The sequence below is a fragment of the Burkholderia sp. HI2761 genome (genome assembly GCF_002223355.1).
GTDB lineage: Bacteria > Pseudomonadota > Gammaproteobacteria > Burkholderiales > Burkholderiaceae > Burkholderia.
In genome coordinates, this window is record NZ_NKFN01000009.1 from 54,811 (window position 1) to 70,442 (window position 15,632).

The 15,632-nt window shown below is 66.4% G+C and carries 13 protein-coding genes and 1 pseudogene; 4 read left to right on the forward strand and 10 right to left on the reverse strand.

The window, feature by feature from the left end:
- Window positions 1–1,378 precede the first annotated feature (1,378 nt).
- Entirely contained in the window at window positions 1,379–2,395 is a 1,017-nt protein-coding gene (locus CFB46_RS32190) for an AraC family transcriptional regulator (RefSeq protein WP_027786278.1), read from the reverse strand.
- A gap of 102 nt (window positions 2,396–2,497) precedes the next feature.
- The gene (locus CFB46_RS32195; protein WP_089502454.1) at window positions 2,498–3,622 is read right to left on the reverse strand and encodes an MBL fold metallo-hydrolase; all 1,125 of its coding nucleotides are present in this window, start codon (window positions 3,620–3,622) and stop codon (window positions 2,498–2,500) included.
- A gap of 83 nt (window positions 3,623–3,705) precedes the next feature.
- Here CFB46_RS32195 and CFB46_RS32200 point away from each other — a divergent pair, with 83 nt between their 5' ends.
- Both CFB46_RS32200 and CFB46_RS32205 read left to right on the forward strand, forming a co-directional pair.
- Complete coding sequence (locus tag CFB46_RS32200; protein WP_027786280.1) at window positions 3,706–4,359, forward strand: TetR/AcrR family transcriptional regulator; 654 nt, start codon at window positions 3,706–3,708, stop codon at window positions 4,357–4,359.
- Window positions 4,360–4,506: 147 nt separating this feature from the next.
- The gene (locus tag CFB46_RS32205; RefSeq protein WP_027786281.1) at window positions 4,507–4,998 is read left to right on the forward strand and encodes a flavodoxin family protein; all 492 of its coding nucleotides are present in this window, start codon (window positions 4,507–4,509) and stop codon (window positions 4,996–4,998) included.
- 104 nt (window positions 4,999–5,102) lie between these two features.
- Here CFB46_RS32205 and CFB46_RS32210 read toward each other — a convergent pair whose 3' ends face one another.
- Window positions 5,103–5,693, reverse strand: coding sequence for a DUF2889 domain-containing protein (locus CFB46_RS32210; protein WP_027786282.1), 591 nt, complete (start codon window positions 5,691–5,693; stop codon window positions 5,103–5,105).
- A gap of 646 nt (window positions 5,694–6,339) precedes the next feature.
- On the opposite strand from CFB46_RS32210, the gene CFB46_RS32215 reads away from it, so the two are divergent.
- Window positions 6,340–7,017, forward strand: coding sequence for a ProQ/FinO family protein (locus CFB46_RS32215; RefSeq protein WP_027786283.1), 678 nt, complete (start codon window positions 6,340–6,342; stop codon window positions 7,015–7,017).
- 457 nt (window positions 7,018–7,474) lie between these two features.
- Window positions 7,475–8,536: pseudogene (locus CFB46_RS32220) on the forward strand (DMT family transporter).
- A gap of 341 nt (window positions 8,537–8,877) precedes the next feature.
- On the opposite strand, the gene CFB46_RS32225 reads toward CFB46_RS32220, so the two are convergent.
- From CFB46_RS32225 to CFB46_RS32255, 7 genes are all read right to left on the reverse strand, one after another.
- Entirely contained in the window at window positions 8,878–9,465 is a 588-nt protein-coding gene (locus CFB46_RS32225; protein ID WP_027786284.1) for a nitrogen fixation protein NifQ, read from the reverse strand.
- 75 nt (window positions 9,466–9,540) lie between these two features.
- Window positions 9,541–9,966 (reverse strand): TOBE domain-containing protein, encoded by a 426-nt coding sequence (locus tag CFB46_RS32230; RefSeq protein WP_027786285.1) that lies wholly within the window; start codon window positions 9,964–9,966, stop codon window positions 9,541–9,543.
- A 165-nt stretch (window positions 9,967–10,131) separates the two neighbouring features.
- A complete protein-coding gene (locus CFB46_RS32235) occupies window positions 10,132–11,637 on the reverse strand; it encodes an efflux transporter outer membrane subunit (RefSeq protein ID WP_027786286.1) in 1,506 nt (501 codons plus the stop codon).
- Window positions 11,634–12,602: an efflux RND transporter periplasmic adaptor subunit gene (locus CFB46_RS32240; RefSeq protein WP_027786287.1), complete on the reverse strand. Its 969-nt coding sequence runs from the start codon at window positions 12,600–12,602 to the stop codon at window positions 11,634–11,636. The genes CFB46_RS32235 and CFB46_RS32240 overlap by 4 nt, the downstream gene beginning before the upstream one ends.
- A 1-nt stretch (window position 12,603) precedes the next feature.
- On the reverse strand, window positions 12,604–12,816 hold the full coding sequence (locus CFB46_RS32245) for a DUF1656 domain-containing protein (RefSeq protein WP_006481008.1): 213 nt from the start codon (window positions 12,814–12,816) through the stop codon (window positions 12,604–12,606).
- Window positions 12,817–12,850: 34 nt separating this feature from the next.
- Window positions 12,851–14,974 carry an FUSC family protein gene (locus tag CFB46_RS32250; protein WP_027786288.1) on the reverse strand — a complete coding sequence of 708 codons (2,124 nt, stop codon included), beginning with the start codon at window positions 14,972–14,974 and terminating at the stop codon, window positions 12,851–12,853.
- The gene (locus CFB46_RS32255) at window positions 14,971–15,459 is read right to left on the reverse strand and encodes a MarR family winged helix-turn-helix transcriptional regulator (protein ID WP_027786289.1); all 489 of its coding nucleotides are present in this window, start codon (window positions 15,457–15,459) and stop codon (window positions 14,971–14,973) included. Before CFB46_RS32255 ends, CFB46_RS32250 begins: the two co-directional genes overlap by 4 nt.
- Window positions 15,460–15,632 lie beyond the last annotated feature (173 nt).

Here is a 15,632-nt window from a genome sequence, read left to right on the forward strand (position 1 = left end):
TGTTGATTCCATTCGAAGCTCGGTACGAATCCGTGTCCATGATGTTGTCGGCAGCGCGAAAAGAGGCAGTTGTCACGTGACAAGTCCCCGGACACTCGATTCCTCCCGAGGCGTACGTGGCGGGGAAGTCTTCGATGCGAGTACTACTTGGGTGGCGATGAAGCCGCTTAACTTCAATTGCCGATGCGTGGCTCGTGACTACCTACGCTTACCTGGCGACGAGATGGGTTGTCACGTGACAAACGCCTCCAGGCGCGCACCGAGGAGAGACTTTGCGATCATCAACGAATAGCCGTGGTTGGTCGATCCAGTCTGCGTAGGAGGCGTATTGCTCAGGAAAAAGGCGTCGCCGATAGCTTTTAGTCCACCTGGCACGTCGCTGAATCGGTAAGTTGTCACGTGACAACAGGAGGCGATGTCTGGAAGCTCGGGCGGCGTGAGGACGTATAAAGAATGCGTTCCGGGCGGCATTGCAAAGGAGCGTCCGGGTAGCGAGATCCGGGCATGATTGGCGGCTCACCTGATTCCTCTCGTCGTGCGTGCGCTCGTATGCTGACGCGATGCCACTGAGCGATTGCCGAGGTATGTCCCAAAGGGGATATCGTCATCGTATTGATATGTCCCTATTTTTGTGGGCGTGAAGTTTGGCATCGCCGCTCGTACTGCTCTTGGCATCGCCGCTCGTACTGCTCGGATAGGGCAGGGGGTTAGTTTTGTGGCAGGTATCCGATGCGTTGCACCGGGGGTAGCAAAGTGCGTAAGGTTGCAGCGTATATAGGCCGCAATTGGTGCCGAATGCACGTGCCAGAAGCATGTGACGATCTAAACGAGGCGGGTCGTGAAACATTCTCCGAAAATCGGTGGTTGCCGGAAATCCTTGTGTGGCAATGGCTTGCGCCATATTCTTCATGTTGTTTCACGCGAAAAGAGGACAGCGGCGCCCAGAAATGGGGGCGTATGCTTTTTCAGCCTACCAACGTGAAAGTTGATGCCAACGGCATGCAAATTTGTTTTTGATAGTACGTAATTTGTAGTGTTCGATACGTTTCTCGATGAGGCATCTCCGGAGGACATCGACATGCCGGCGGATCGGTGCACAACCGAACGGCGTCGAGGCGCCAATTCAGCGCAACGTGCGCCGATATTTAGCGCCAGTTGTCACGTGACAACGCATCTCTCGAGCACCCGATTCATGGAATCTGAGAGCATCGCGAGAAGAAGCTAAGGTTGGAGGAGGCGGGAAGAAATCCGGTGCGCGGCCGGTACAACGTAGTCTTCGGAAGAGGAGCGAGCCCACTCGACCCATCGTGCGAGAAGCCCATCCCGCACCTTGGAGATCCCGTCAGAACCAGCACATCTCCCCCGTCGCCCATCGCGATCAATAACTCGCCACGATCGACAGAGCGACGTCCGCGCCACCTCTCAGGCTATCGATATCCCTTCGCGGAGAGTTACCGAATAGCCGACTATATTCGCGGTTGAACTGGGTTGGGCTCGCATACCCGACCCGGAAGGCCGCCGAGGCAGCGTCGAGCCGCTCCGCCAGCATCAGTCGACGTGCCTCGTTGAGCCGTATCCATTTCTGATACTGCAATGGACTCATGCCGGTGAGCTGACGGAAGTGGTGATGGAAGGTCGAGCTGCTCATCTGAACCTGCGCCGCGAGATCATCGACGCGTAACGACTCGTCATAGTGAGCGCGCAACCACCGGATCGCGCGTGACACGCGGTTGCACTGACTGCCGGCGGACGCAATCTGGCGCAGCCGGGCGCCCTGGTCGCTCGTCAGCAGCCGATAGTAAATTTCCCGCTCGACGTACGGTGCGAGAACGGGAATGGCGTTCGGGTCGTCCAGCAGCGCGAGTAACCGGTTTAGCGCGTCGTACAGCGGTTCGGTCATGTCGCCGACGACGAGTCCGCGGCCTGCTGGCGCATCGTCGTGATCCGGCGCGACTTGCATCATCAGTTCGGCCATGACGCGGAAGTCGAGCTTGAGGCCCAGCCCGAGAAACGGTTTGTCGGGGCGGGCCTCGACGATCTGCGTCGAACCGGGCAGATCGAGAGACGTGATCAGAAAGCGGTCGGCGTCGTAGATGTAGGCGTCCCCGCTCTGCATGACCTGCTTCGCACCCTGAACGACGAGGCCGAAGCTCGGCTCGACCATGCATTCCATCGGCAGCGTCGGTGCTTCCCTTCGATGAAAGCTCAAGTTGGGAATGGCCGTGTTGAGCTGATTGACACCTTCGGTCCATCTCGCGACGCGCTCCGCGAGCGTCTGTCGCAGCTCGTTTTCACGGCTGCGGCGGATCGAACGATGGCCTGCCTGATCGAATGCCGCGATGGCGACGTCATCGTCTCCTTGGCCGGGTATGTATCGGACGGATACCGGATGCATGACTTCTCTACTCGAATAATCAGGTCGAAGGCAGGCCGTCGACGTGCAGGGGAGGCCGGCGGCACGCCCCCTGCCCGGAACGCACGTGCAACGACTGGCGGGCTACTTCGTTGCCTGCGATGCGCAAAGCTGCCGGCGTCGCGATTTCGCCGCCGGCGCTGGCGCGCGGTCGTCGACCGTGCGCCACCAGCGCTCACCGCGATGCGGTGCGCCGAGATCGAGGCGTTCGCCCATCCTCGGTGTCGACAGCTCGATGCCGCGCACGAGCGCCAACGCCGTGACACGCTCGAACGGCTCCTGCCAGCGATGCATGGCGAGGTCGAACGTGCCGTTGTGGATCGGGATCAGCCAGCGTCCGCGCAAATCGATGTGGGCCTGCACGGTTTCTTCCGGCTGCATGTGCACGTACGGCCATTGCGCATCATAGGCGCCTGTTTCGATCAGCGTGACGTCGAACGGCCCGAGGCGCTCGCCGATTTCCCGAAAGCCGTCGAAATAGCCTGTATCGCCGCTGAAGAAGAGGCGCAGGTCGTCGTCGACGATCACCCACGACGCCCACAGCGTACTGTTGCCGTCGAACAGGCTACGCCCGGAAAAGTGCTGGGCGGGCGTAGCCGTCAGCGTCAGCCCGGCCACGTCCATGCTTTGCCACCAGTCGAGCTGGCGGACCTTGTTCGCGTCGATACCCCATTCGATCAGCCGATCGCCGACGCCCAACGTCGTCACGAACACGCCGGTGGTTGCGGCAAGCGCGAGCACCGTGTCGCGGTCGAGGTGATCATAATGATCGTGCGACAGGATCACGCCGCGCAGCGGCGGAAGATCCTCCAGCGCGATCGGCGGCGCATGAAAGCGCTTGGGGCCGATGCGCCGAAACGGCGATGCGCGCTCGGCAAAGACCGGATCGGTCAACCAGAATTCGCCGCGCAACTTCAGCAACAGCGTCGAATGGCCGAGCCGGTACAGGCTGCGATCGGGCGCCACGTCGAGTTCGGCGCGGGTCAGCGAATCGACGGGCAAGGCGCCGGCGGGCACGGTATGACGCGGCTTGTTGACCAGCATGTTCCAGGCGATTCCCAGCGTCTTGCCCAATCCTTCGGCGGGCCGCGGCGCGACGTTGGCAAAGCGCTCGCCGTTGTGCTGCGGCGAACCGCCGGACAGCGTCCGGCCACGTCGGGCGGCCGCGAGGCCCAGAATGCGGTGAATCAAAACGAGAGGCGATGCCATGTGGGTCCGTCCGGAGAATAAAGTACACTAAACAGTGTAGTTTATCTTTGGGATAAGTAAACTGCACGGTGTAAAATTTCTGAATGGATACCAGCACTCCCCCTCAGCGTCTGACCGATCGAAAGCGCGCGGCCATCGTCGACGCGGCGATCGAGGAATTTCTTGCGGCGGGCTACGATGCAACGAGCATGGATCGCATCGCGGCACGCGCGGACGTGTCGAAGCGCACCGTCTACAACCACTTCCCGGGCAAGGAGACGCTGTTCGCCGCGATCCTGAACAAATTGTGGGACGCGACCCGGACCGGCAACTCGCCGACTTATCGCGCCGACGTGCCGCTGCGCGATCAACTGCTCGCACTGCTCGACCGCAAATTGCGGTTGATGAACGACGAGGCATTTCTCGCGCTGGCGCGTGTCGCGATCGGCGCGGCCATCCATTCGCCGGAACGGGCGCGCGACATGGTCGAACGCCTCGGCGAGCGTGAGGAAGACGTCGCGATCTGGGTGCGTGCCGCGGCGGCCGCCGGTCGTCTGTCGGTCGCCGATCCGGTGTTCGCCGCGCATCAATTGCATGGCGCCGTGAAGGCGTTCGCGTTCTGGCCGCAGATCACGATGGGCCAGCCGCCGTTGACGGTGCAGGAGCAGCAGAAAGTGGCGGAATCGGCGACCGACATGTTCCTCGCGTACTACGCGCGACCAGACGGCGGCACGGCGCGGCATCGCACGCTCGACTGAACGTGCATCCGTAAGCATCCGGATGCGCGGGCCAATCAAAATCGTTGCAATGCGCGAAACCTGCCGATCCGGGGAAAACGATCGGCTATCCGGCCCAAATTCGACGATACCGCCGGCGCATCCGAAGCCGACTGCGAGCAACTATCCATGAAGACGCTGTTGATCGTCTATCACACGATGACCGGAGGCACGCAGCAGATGGCCGAAGCGGCTGCCGGTGCGGCGCGCGAGCAGCCCGGCGTCGACGTCAGGCTGCAGCGCGCGGACGCGACGAGCGCAGACGACGTGCTGGCCGCCGACGCGTACCTGTTCGCGACGCCGGAGAATCTTGCGGCGATGTCGGGGCTGATGAAGGATTTCTTCGATCGCTGCTACTACGCGGCGCTCGATCGCGTGAACGGCCGTCCGTATGCGGCGATGATTTGCGCGGGAAGCGACGGACAGAACGCATTGCGCCAGATCGACCGGATCGCGACCGGATGGCGGTTGAAGAACGTCGCGCCCGGCCTGATCGTCTGCACGCATGCGCAGACGCCGGAGCGTATTCTCGCGACGAAGACGATCGACCGCGACGCGCTCGCGCGCTGCGCCGAACTGGGTGCGGGGCTCGCCGCGGGGTTGGCGCTGGGCGTTTTCTGATGACGGATGCGGCGGCGCCTATCGACCGAATCGACAAAGGCAGGATCCGCGGCTGTTCGCTCGATACCGTTCCACAACCGCCTAACCGACCGAATGCCGGCGCGCTAGCTGTCCTTTGCCGGTGCCGTCGCCGGAGGCCGGTGATATTCGGGCCAAAGACGTTTCACGAGATCGCGCGATGCGCCGTATGCGTAGCAGCTGTCTATCTTGAGCGGCTTTCCTTCGCTGTCGCGGTAATCGAGCGACGATCGCCGCATGCCGACCATCGTCTGATAGGCCGTCGTGGCGATCGGGCCGAGCAGTTCCTTCAGGTGCGTGCACGTCTCGCAGGACGGCAGGCGCTTGCGAATCTCGCTGTTCCAGCCGGCGCCGATGTTCAATCCGACGAGCGCCTGCAGCGAGTCGCCGCCGCCCGGACACTGCGCATACGGATGCGAGCGGATGAACGTGGATACGGCGCGCACGACCATGTCGATGTCGAAGACCAGTGTCACGCCGAGATCGTGGAGCGGCGTCAGCGCCGCGACTGTCCGCGTGCCGCCGGGTGGCTTGAAATCGCTGGTCTTGCGGTCCGCGAGGCAGGCCGTCACTTCGAACAGGCCATCGCTGCGCCGATAGCCGCGCATGTCGATCTGCCGATGGTGAATCTCCTCGCGCGTGACGTCGTCGTGCGGGGTGTCGTCTTGGGAAACCATGCATCCGCTCCATCGCTCGTAACCGGGTCTTTTCGCAGGCAACGGAATCGCGTCCGATCGATCAGGCGTGCGGTGAAACGCAGGCGGGACATGCTGCCAACGAAGTCGATTCGGCCATACTACGCACTTTCCGATATCTTCGTCCGCGACGCGATCGATGCGGACGCAACGAATCGTGCACCGATGCCGGCGCAAACAAGGGGCGGGCGTGTCGCGCGGCGTCGGGCAGCCACGCCACGCAACGCAACGCGTCGCGGATGGGGCACGACGCTGTTCGACGGCCGTCGCGCGGACCATTGCGTATCGAGTCTCCGCCCAGCCCGATTTCGGGGAGTAGCCGCGAATGGCGTGACATCCGGAAACGTATCCATATAATGCGCAACACGACCGCGTGGACGCATTTTCGGCGTTGCGGATCGGGCAAATGCAGACCGGCGAGTCAACCGGCCGCCCCGCGTACCGGTATACTTCCACTCCTGTCTTGTCCGGCATCGAGGCCGGGTGCCTGAAACAGAGTGGCGTGCGCGATGCGGCCCCGTAGTATTCCGCATCGGCGGCAGGCCGGCCGCACGCGCGGCGGCGACGCTTTTATGCCGCGCGGCACGGCCGCACGAACCACACCTTATATTCCTGGTGGATTGAATTTATGGGTTTTGAACAACTTGCCGAATTGCGGGCGCAGCTCGCAGCGAAGGCCAAGCAGGAGCGCAACGCGAAGCGGCCGGCAGCGCCGACGGACGCCGGCGCGAAGCCGAAGTCCGGCGACCAGCCGTCCCGCGGCGCCAAGCCGGGTGCCGGCGCGAAGCCGCAGCACCGGGCGAAGCCTGCTTCGGCGAAGCCGTCGGCGCCGGTCGATCCGGTCATCGTCGCAATCGGCAAACTGCAGCGGAAGTTTCCGCGCGCGTTCCCGAAGAATCCGGCTCCGAAAGTGCCGCTCAAGGTCGGCATCTGGGACGATCTCGCACGCGAAGCGCAGGCCGTCGGCCTCAACGAAGCCGAATTGCGCGAAGCAATGTCGACGTGGTGCCGCGGCAACCGCTACTGGTCCTGCCTCGTCGAAGACGCGGTGCGCGTCGACCTGCAGGGCAACGAAGTCGGGCGCGTGACGCACGACGACGCGGCGCGTGCGCGCCGCCTGAAGGCTCGCCGCCCCGGCAAGGGTGCGGCGCAATCGGCCAAGGGTGCACCGCAGCAGCCGAAGGCCGAGCAGCAGGCCGAGACCGCTGCCGCGTCGCAACCGGCGCAAGCCGAGGCGGAAGCGGAAGCGAAGGCCCAGACCGACGCCGCGCCGCAGGTCGAACAGCAAGCGGCCGGCAACGAGTAATTCGCACGGCGCTCGCCGACCCTACGGCGCGTACCCGCATGCAAGTCGCATGCGGTGCATGACACGACAGACCGACCTGCCTCGACCGAGGCAGGTCGGGACTGCCTCCCCCGCCGCAGAACCTCCCGGTACATCACCCTCTCGTCGAACAGACAACGCAACCGGACGACTAACGATCGACGTCGGCGCGCATGATATTTCGATTGTGCAATGCTATGCATAACTGATTAACTCGCCGCGTCGACCAGATGATTCGTTTTACGAAATGATCGAGTGGAATCGTCAATCGCCGCGCGAGCGATCCCGCCCGCCCATCCGGACAAAACGGTGCGCGATAATCCCGACTGGGCGCGGGCAAGCCGGGCGCCACGATACGACCCGCCTTTCGAAAAGTAAGGTCAGCCCGTCCCGACCCAAAGCCACGCTTGGCTTCATCAACGTCAATTCGACCCGGACCATGAACCCGAGACATTCCGCGATTTTCGTCGCGCTCGCGGCCGCCGCGCTGTTCGGCGCCGCGACACCGCTCGCCAAGGCGCTGGTCGGCGCGATCTCGCCGTTCATGGTCGCCGGCCTTTTCTATCTCGGCAGCGGTGTCGGGCTCGGCATCGGGATCCTGCTGCGCGGCTGGCACAGCCGACGCGCACCGGCCGTGGATGCCGCGCCGTTGCAGCGTGCCGATCTGCCGTGGCTGGCCGGTGCGATCGCGGCGGGCGGCGTGGCCGGCCCGGCACTGTTGATGCTCGGGCTGTCGAGCACGCCGGCGGCGACGAGCGCGTTGCTGCTCAACCTCTAAGGTGTGCTGACGGCCGTGATCGCGTGGGTCGTATTTCGCGAGAACGTGGATACGCAGGTATTCCTCGGCATGGTGGCGATCGTCGCCGGCGGCACGCTGTTGTCGTGGACGCCGGGCCGCGCCGGCGTGCCGGTCGGAGCGCTGCTGATCGTCGGCGCATGCTTGTGCTGGGCGATCGACAACAACCTGACCCGCAAGGTCGCCGCGAACGACGCGATGGTGATCGCGTGCGTGAAAGGGCTGATCGCGGGGCCCGTGAACATCGGCGTCGCGCTGGCAACCGGCGCGACGCTACCTGCGATACCGGTCACGGCCGCGGCGATGCTGACGGGGCTCGGCGGCTACGGGATCAGCCTCGTGCTGTTCGTGGTCGCGCTGCGCCATCTCGGCAGCGCGCGCACCGGCGCGTACTTTTCGATCGCCCCGCTGTTCGGGGTCGTACTGTCGCTGCTGATCTGGCCCGCGCTGCCACCCGCGACGTTCTGGATCGCGGCCGCGCTGATGGCGCTCGGCATCTGGCTGCACGTGCGCGAACGGCACGAACACACGCATGCGCACGAGCGGCTCGAGCATACGCATCGGCATCGGCACGACGACCATCACCAGCACGCGCACGACTTTCCGTATGACGGCGACGAACCGCACACGCATCCGCACGTGCATCTGCCGATCACGCACAGCCACGCACATTTTCCGGACATTCATCACAGGCATCGACACTGATCGTGTCGTCAGCGATGAGCGCTGCACATTCCAAGGTGACCGTTTATGGGAAACGCAGACAGCCGATCGTCGGCCCCGGAATGCGGATTGCAGGCATGTCGCGGACGCATGTACCGGCTTCGCGCACTGGAAGCCGTTCGTCGCTGGATCGTGCGGAGGGGGCGGAACACGCTCCGGCAACCGGTCTGCGCGTTTGCCGAACATGCGGTCGTTGTTGCGTGAAATATCGGCGATCCGCGAGTTTCGTGGAAGCGGGACGTGGCGCCGAAGTCGCGTAACGACACGTTCTGGCTGACGATGCGACGAAACAGACATCGGCACGCACGTCGCCGCGACGACCATCACGCTCGAGGAAAGCAGAAACCGAAATCCTCGCAGCCCAGGCAGCCGGGTGCGGGCCCGGGCGGCATGCCGAGCGATGCGGCCACTTCCTGCGCAAGGAATTTCTTCCAGCGCAGATGAGCGACGTTGCGCGCGGCGAGCGCGGGGAAAAAGCGCTCGAGCATCGCGGATACCGCGTCGCGCCCATCGAGCCCGAGGTCGCGCCACAGATGATCGGGGCGCAGGCACGCATGCGCGACGATCGAGGCGAGGCAGTCTGCGTCGTCGCGGGCGACGGCCGGATTGGCGTCATCCATCAGCCGTGCGTGCAGCGTCGCGACGAATGCCGAGTGGGCGGCCGGCAACGGTGGCGGCGCGGCCGTCGGCACCAGTGCGGCGGTATCGACCGATCGCAGATGCGGAAACTGCCGGGCCAGCAGGCCGGCGAACTGGCCGGGAGACAAGCCCAGCAGCGAGAGCTCGTTGCGACCCGCGCGTGCCGCAACGAGTGCGCCGAACAACTGCGCGTCGGGCACGTCGGCGTTGGTCGCGGCGGATTGCAACGAATGCAACACCCGTTCATGCGTGTGATCGGTCGAGGCGGTCATCGTCAACCTCCGGACGAGAACCCGGCCGCACTCATACGCGGCGCACGATGAAGCGCCATCGCATCCGTCACGCGATCACTCGACGCCGACGATCACGCTCGATGCCTTGAAGATCGCGGATGCGGCGGTGCCGCTCGCGAGACCGAGACGATCGACGCTGTCATTGGTGACGATCGCGACGATCTCCGCGCCGCCCGCGGCCTTGATCACGACCTCCGAATTGACCGCGCCCTTCGCGACCGACGCGACGGTACCCGCGACGCAGTTGCGAGCCGACACCTTGCTGCCGTCGACGTCGACCATCACGATGACCGAGGACGCCTTGACGAGCGCGAACGCCTTCGTGCCGGCCGCGAGGCCCAGCGACGCGGCGCTGCCGTGGGTGATCACGGCGACGATCTCGAGGCCGTCCTGCGTGCGCAGCGTGATTTCGTCGTTGACGGCACCGGGTTTGACGGCGCCGATCTGGCCGGCGAATTGGTTGCGGGCGCTGGTTCGCATGATGACTCTCCGGGTGGATGCCGCGGCCTGGGCGGCCGCGGTGGCAGATGAATGGAAATGCATCGGCCAGTGTACCGTCAACGCGGATGCCATGGCGCGAATCAGGAGCGCTCGCCGTCATGGCGCGTTGCGTCATGCACGCGTTTCGTGCCGACGGCGATGACGCTACGGTGCTGACGCGCCAATCGCGGGTGCCGCGACGGGGGAGCCGGCGTCCGCCGCGGCTGTCGCGGCCGTCGCGCCGTCGCCGTCCCAACCGCCGCCGAGCGCGAGGAAGAGCCGCACCTGGTCGGCCGCGACCTGGCCCTCAGCCGCCGCGACCTGTGCCTGCACGCTCGTCAACGTGCGCGTCGCGTCGAGATCGGAGATGAACGATTCGCGGCCGGCCGCATAGAGACGATGCGTTTCGGCAGCGGAACTGCGGGCCGATTCGTAGGCCGTGCGCAGCGCATCCGTGCGCTGCACGTCGGCCGCATAGGTCGCGAGGCTCGACTGCGTTTCGCGCAGCGCATTCAGCACGACGCCGTCGAAGTGCGCGAGTGCGCCGCCCGTCGCGGCCTCGGCTTCGCGCACGCGCGCACGCTGGCCATTGACGGGGAACGACCAGCTGATCAGCGGGCCGAACGACCAGCGATTCGTGGTGGACGAAAACAGGTCGGCGGCGACGCCGACCGAGCCGGCCGACGCACCGATGCTGACCGACGGGTACAGCGCGGCGGTCGCCACGCCGATCCGCGCGGTCGCGGCGGCGAGCTGCCGCTCGGCTTCGCGTACGTCGGGACGGCGGCGCAGCAGCGCGGCGCCGTCGCCGATCGGAATCGGCCGACGCAGCTTCGGCAGACGCTCGCATTCGGCGGCGGCTTTCGGCAGGTCGGCCGGCGCGCGTGCGAGCAGCGCGGCGAGCTGGTACTGCGCGATCTTGCGGCGGCCTTCGAAGCGCGGAATGTCGGCGGCGAGCGTGCGCACCTGCGTCACGCCGCGTGTCACGTCGGTCTGGTTGCCGCGCCCGGCATCACGCAGCCGCTGCGACAGCGCGACGCGCTGCTTCTGCAGCGCGAGCGACTGCTTCGCGATCGCGAGTTCGTCGCCGGCCGAGCACGCTTCGACGTACGCGCGCACGACGTCGGCCACGACCGTGATGCGCGCCAGGTCGCCGGCCGCCTTGACGGCCTCGCTGTCCGCCCGCGCGGCTTGGACGCCGCGCCGCAGCTTGCCGAACAGGTCGAGCTCGTACGACACGTTGATACCGACCATGCCTTCGTTGACGATCGGCAGCTTGTTTTCGAGCAGGTATTGCTCGGCCGATTCCTGGGCGCGCTGCACGGCCGCTTCCGCGCTGCCCGAGAAGCCGCCCTGTTCGTTCGCGACCACCAGCGCCGCGCGCGAGCGGGCGAGATTGGCCGCGGCGACGCGCAGGTCGGTGTTCGATTTCAGCGCATCGCGCACGAGCCCGTCGAGTACCGGGTCGTCGTACAGTTGCCACCAGTTGCCGGGCACCGCGTCGCGCGACACCAGCGTGCCGTTCGCGTCGTCGAGCGCATGGTTCGCGAGCGGCGCATTGACGTACGCCTGTTGCGGCAACGTGTAGTCGGGGCCGACCGACTTGCACGCACCGAGGGCGAGCGCAAGCGGGGCGAGCGTCGCCGCGACGCGCAGACCGTGCCGCTTCATTGCGATGCTCCCACGGCGCTCGCGGCCGTACCGGACGCAGTCGGGGCCGCCGACGCGGCGCTGGCTGCGGCCGGTTTTGCATTGTCGTTGCGGCGCGCGTCGGCGTCGCGCATCGACACGGTCGCGGTGCGGCCCGCGATCATCCGGAAATCGTCCGGCACCTCGTCGAGCACGACGCGCACCGGCACGCGCTGCGCGAGCCGCACCCAGCTGAACGCCGGGTTCACGTTCGGCAGCAGGTTCGCGCCCTGCGTGCGGTCGCGATCCTCGATCGCGGCGACGATGCTCTGCACGTGACCGCGCAGCGCATGCGGTTCGCCCATCACGATGATGTCGACCGGCTGGCCGATATGGATGCCGCGCAGCTTGGTTTCCTCGAAGTAGCCGTCGACGCGGAACGAGTTGCGGTCGACGACCGACAGCACCGCGCGGCCGGCCGGCACGTATTCGCCGACGCGCGGGGCGCGGTCGTTCAGGTAGCCATCCACGGGACTGACGATCGTCGTGCGCTGCAGGTTCAGTTTCGCGGTATCGAGCGACACCTGCGCATCGGCGACGCTGGCTTCGCCCTGCTCGACGCGCGTGCGGCTTTCCTCGACCTGTTCGCTCGCGACCAGGTTGCCGAGTTGCACGTTGCGCGCGTATTCGCGTTTCGCCTGCGCCAGCGTCGCGCGGCGCTGCGCGAGCGTCGCTTCGGCGAGCCGTTCCGCGAGCGCGTAGCGCGCCTGGTCGATCACGAACAGCACCTGGCCGCGCTTGACTTCCTGGTTGTCGGCGACCTGCACCGACGTGATGAGGCCAGCCACGTCCGGCGCGACCTGGATCACGTCGGCGCGCACGTGCCCGTCGCGCGTCCACGGCGAGAACATGTAGTAGTTGATGATGCGCCACAGCACGAGGCCGGCCACGACGACGACGATCAGGGTGAGCAGGACTTGCCCTGCCGAGAGCCAGGTTTTTTTCACGTTAGGTAGCCACGAGTTGGTGGGACACGATCACGACGGCGGCCAGCACGAACACGTAGATGCCGAGGTCGAAGATCGAACGGTGCCAGACGAGGCGGTAGAAGCCGACGCGCTCGAGCACCGCGCGCACGACGATGTTGATCAGGTAAGCGATCAGCATCAGCACGAGCGGGGCCGGCACGAACACGCCGAAGATATCGATTTCGCCGATCATGGTCGCGCTCGGAAGGACAGGGTGGAAAGCCGGCTCATGCGCGCGCTCCGTCCGGCGCCTGCGGCGCTTGCGCGGCCGAGGCCGGATACAGCGACAGGCGCAGGCCGACGAGCGCGTGCAGCGTGTCGCGCAGCCGGCGGTGCGTGGCCGGCGCCGTTGGTGCGGCCGCGCCGTCGGCCGGCGCGGCGCCCGGCAGCGTGCGGCCGGCCACGCGCTGCAGCGCGTCGTCGATCGTCGCGAGCAGCGCGGGCGGCGCGGGCTGGCGCGCGTTCGCGGCCGCGCAGCGCGTGTAGTGATCGGTGACGCCGGCCAGCACGCGATCGATCGCGTCGGGCACGTCGCCCGACAGCCGGCGGCGCGAGCGGCGCAAGTCGAGCGCATTCAGCGCGATGCGCAGGTCGCGGAAGCTCTCGATCGACGGGTGGCGGTGGTCGTCGGACGCGCCGAGGCGCGGCAGCAGTTGCGTGACGCGATCGAGCATCCGCGATGCGTGGTTGCGCTGATCGTCGAGCGGCTGCGTCGACGCGGAGCGCGCGACGTCCTCCCAGCCCGAGCGCAGCAGGCGCCGCACCGCGAGTTCCGCGCCGAACGGGCGCGTCGCGCGCGTCCACACGTACGCGAACAGCAGCCCTGCCACACCGGCGAGGTTGCTGTTCAGGAACACGAAGAAATCGGCTTCGTACGCGCTCTGGATGCTGATGAAGGTGGCCGTGTTCACGGCGACGAGCATCGTCACCATGTTGAACTGCGGGCGCGGCAGCAGCGTGCCGATCAAGATGAACGGGCCCGCGAACATCAGCACGAGCATCGCGAAATCGTGCACGTGCGGCAACACGACGAACAGATACAGGCCCGCGAACACGACGCTCGCGGCGGTCGACAGGAAGAACTTGAACACCAGCGGCGCCGGCTCGTCGAGCGCGGCGAAGAAGCTGCACGACACGGCCACGAGCGTGACGGCGGCCGCGCCGTCGTGCCAGCCGGACGAGATCCACAGCCAGCACGCGAACACGATCGCGAACACGACGGTCAGCGTCGAGAACAGCATCATCCCGCGATCGAAGAAGCGCTCGGTGCCGCCGAGCCGCCAGTGCCGATAGCGCGGCTGCCACACGCCCGACTCGTTCGCGATCAGCGCGCGCAGCGAGCGGCAGTCCTGCCAGATGTCGATGACCTGGCGCAGCCGCCACAGCGCATTCGACAGCAGCGCGCCGTCCCAGCTCGCCAGCGCGCTGTCGGGCGGCTGCAGCGCGGCGATGCGCTCGCGCAGGTTGTCCGCGACCGGATCGTGGGCCATGTCGCCGTCGGAGCCGGTCTTGACGGCCGGCAGCGGCGCGTCGAACCATTTCGCGGCATCGGCCAGCAGCGCGTCGAGTGCGGGCGGGCGCACGTGCAGGTCGCGCATCAGCGCGATCAAGGGATCGGCGAGCGACGACATCAGCGGCAGGAACAGCTGCATGCGGCCCGCGAGCGCCTGCGCGCGGGCGAGGACACGCGGATGCGCATGGTCGTAGCCCAACTGACTCAGCAGGAACTCGAGGCCGGTGATCGTCGCGGCGAGCCGCTGCCGGCACGCGGACAGCGCCTTGCCGGCCAGGTGCCCGGACAGCGTTTCGCGGCCGTAGAACGCGGCGTCCTTGAACCACGCGTCGGTGCGCTCGATCAGTGTCGGCGCGAGCCGGTTCGGAAACACGGCGCTGCCGACCACGCTCGCGCAGACGATGCCGAGCACGATTTCCTCGGTGCGCGCGATCGCGACGTCGAATACCGTGGACGGATCGGTGACGGTCGGCAGCGCGATCAGCGGCATCGTATAGCCGGCGAGCATGAAGACGTAGCTGCGCGCGGTGCGGTCGGAGATCGCGAGGTACAGCAGCGTGCCGCACCAGGTCGCGACGATGATGCTGAACAGGAGCGGCGTCTCGACGAACGGCGGCACGAAGAAGATCGCGGCGGCCGCGCCGAGCGCGGTGCCGAGCGCGCGGTACAGCGCCTTCGAGCGCGTCGCGCCGACGAACGGGTTCGACACGATGTAGACGCTCGCCATCGCCCAGTACGGGCGCGGCAACTGGAAATACAGGCCGAGGTACAGCGCCAGCATCGACGCGGCGAACGTCTTGCCCGAGAACAGCCAGTCGCGAAGGCTCGGATAGGTCATGACGCGGAATCGACGGGGCGGGACGGGTGCGACGGGTGTGACGCCGAAGGATGCGGGTCGGCCGCGTTGAACGCGTTCAGCACGCGCAGCGTCGCTTCGAGATCGGCGCGCGACACGCCCTTGAGCACCTGTGCGCGCAGCGCGCGCAGGTCTTCCTCCATCTTCGCGGTGATCGCGCGGCCGGCGGCCGTCAGCGAGATCGTCTTCGCGCGGCGATCGTGCGGATCCTCGTCGCGGCGCGCGAGGCCGGCCGCGCACAGCTGGTCGAGCAGGCGCACGAGCGACGGCCCTTCGATGCCGACGTGCTCGGCGAGCGTGCCTTGCCGCACGCCTTCGCCGAGGCGGCCGGCGATCAGCAGCGGCGTCGCGCAGGCCTCGGATACGTTGTACGCGGTCAGCACGCCGTCGCTGGTGCGGCGCCACTTGCGCGCGGTGAGCACGAGCAGGCTGCTGACGGCGAGGCGGAGGTCGTGCAGATTGGTCATGGGCGAGATGATAGGGCAAAATCATTCGATAGCAAACTATCGGTTTTTGTCACCCGGATGACACAGCGCATGCGGCACGGCCGGCTCGTCTGAAGCAATCTAGGCGGCGTGCCGGCCGTGGTCAAGCTGTGAGGGTGGCGATCCCGAGCCGTCCGCGTGCGTGCGGCGACTAT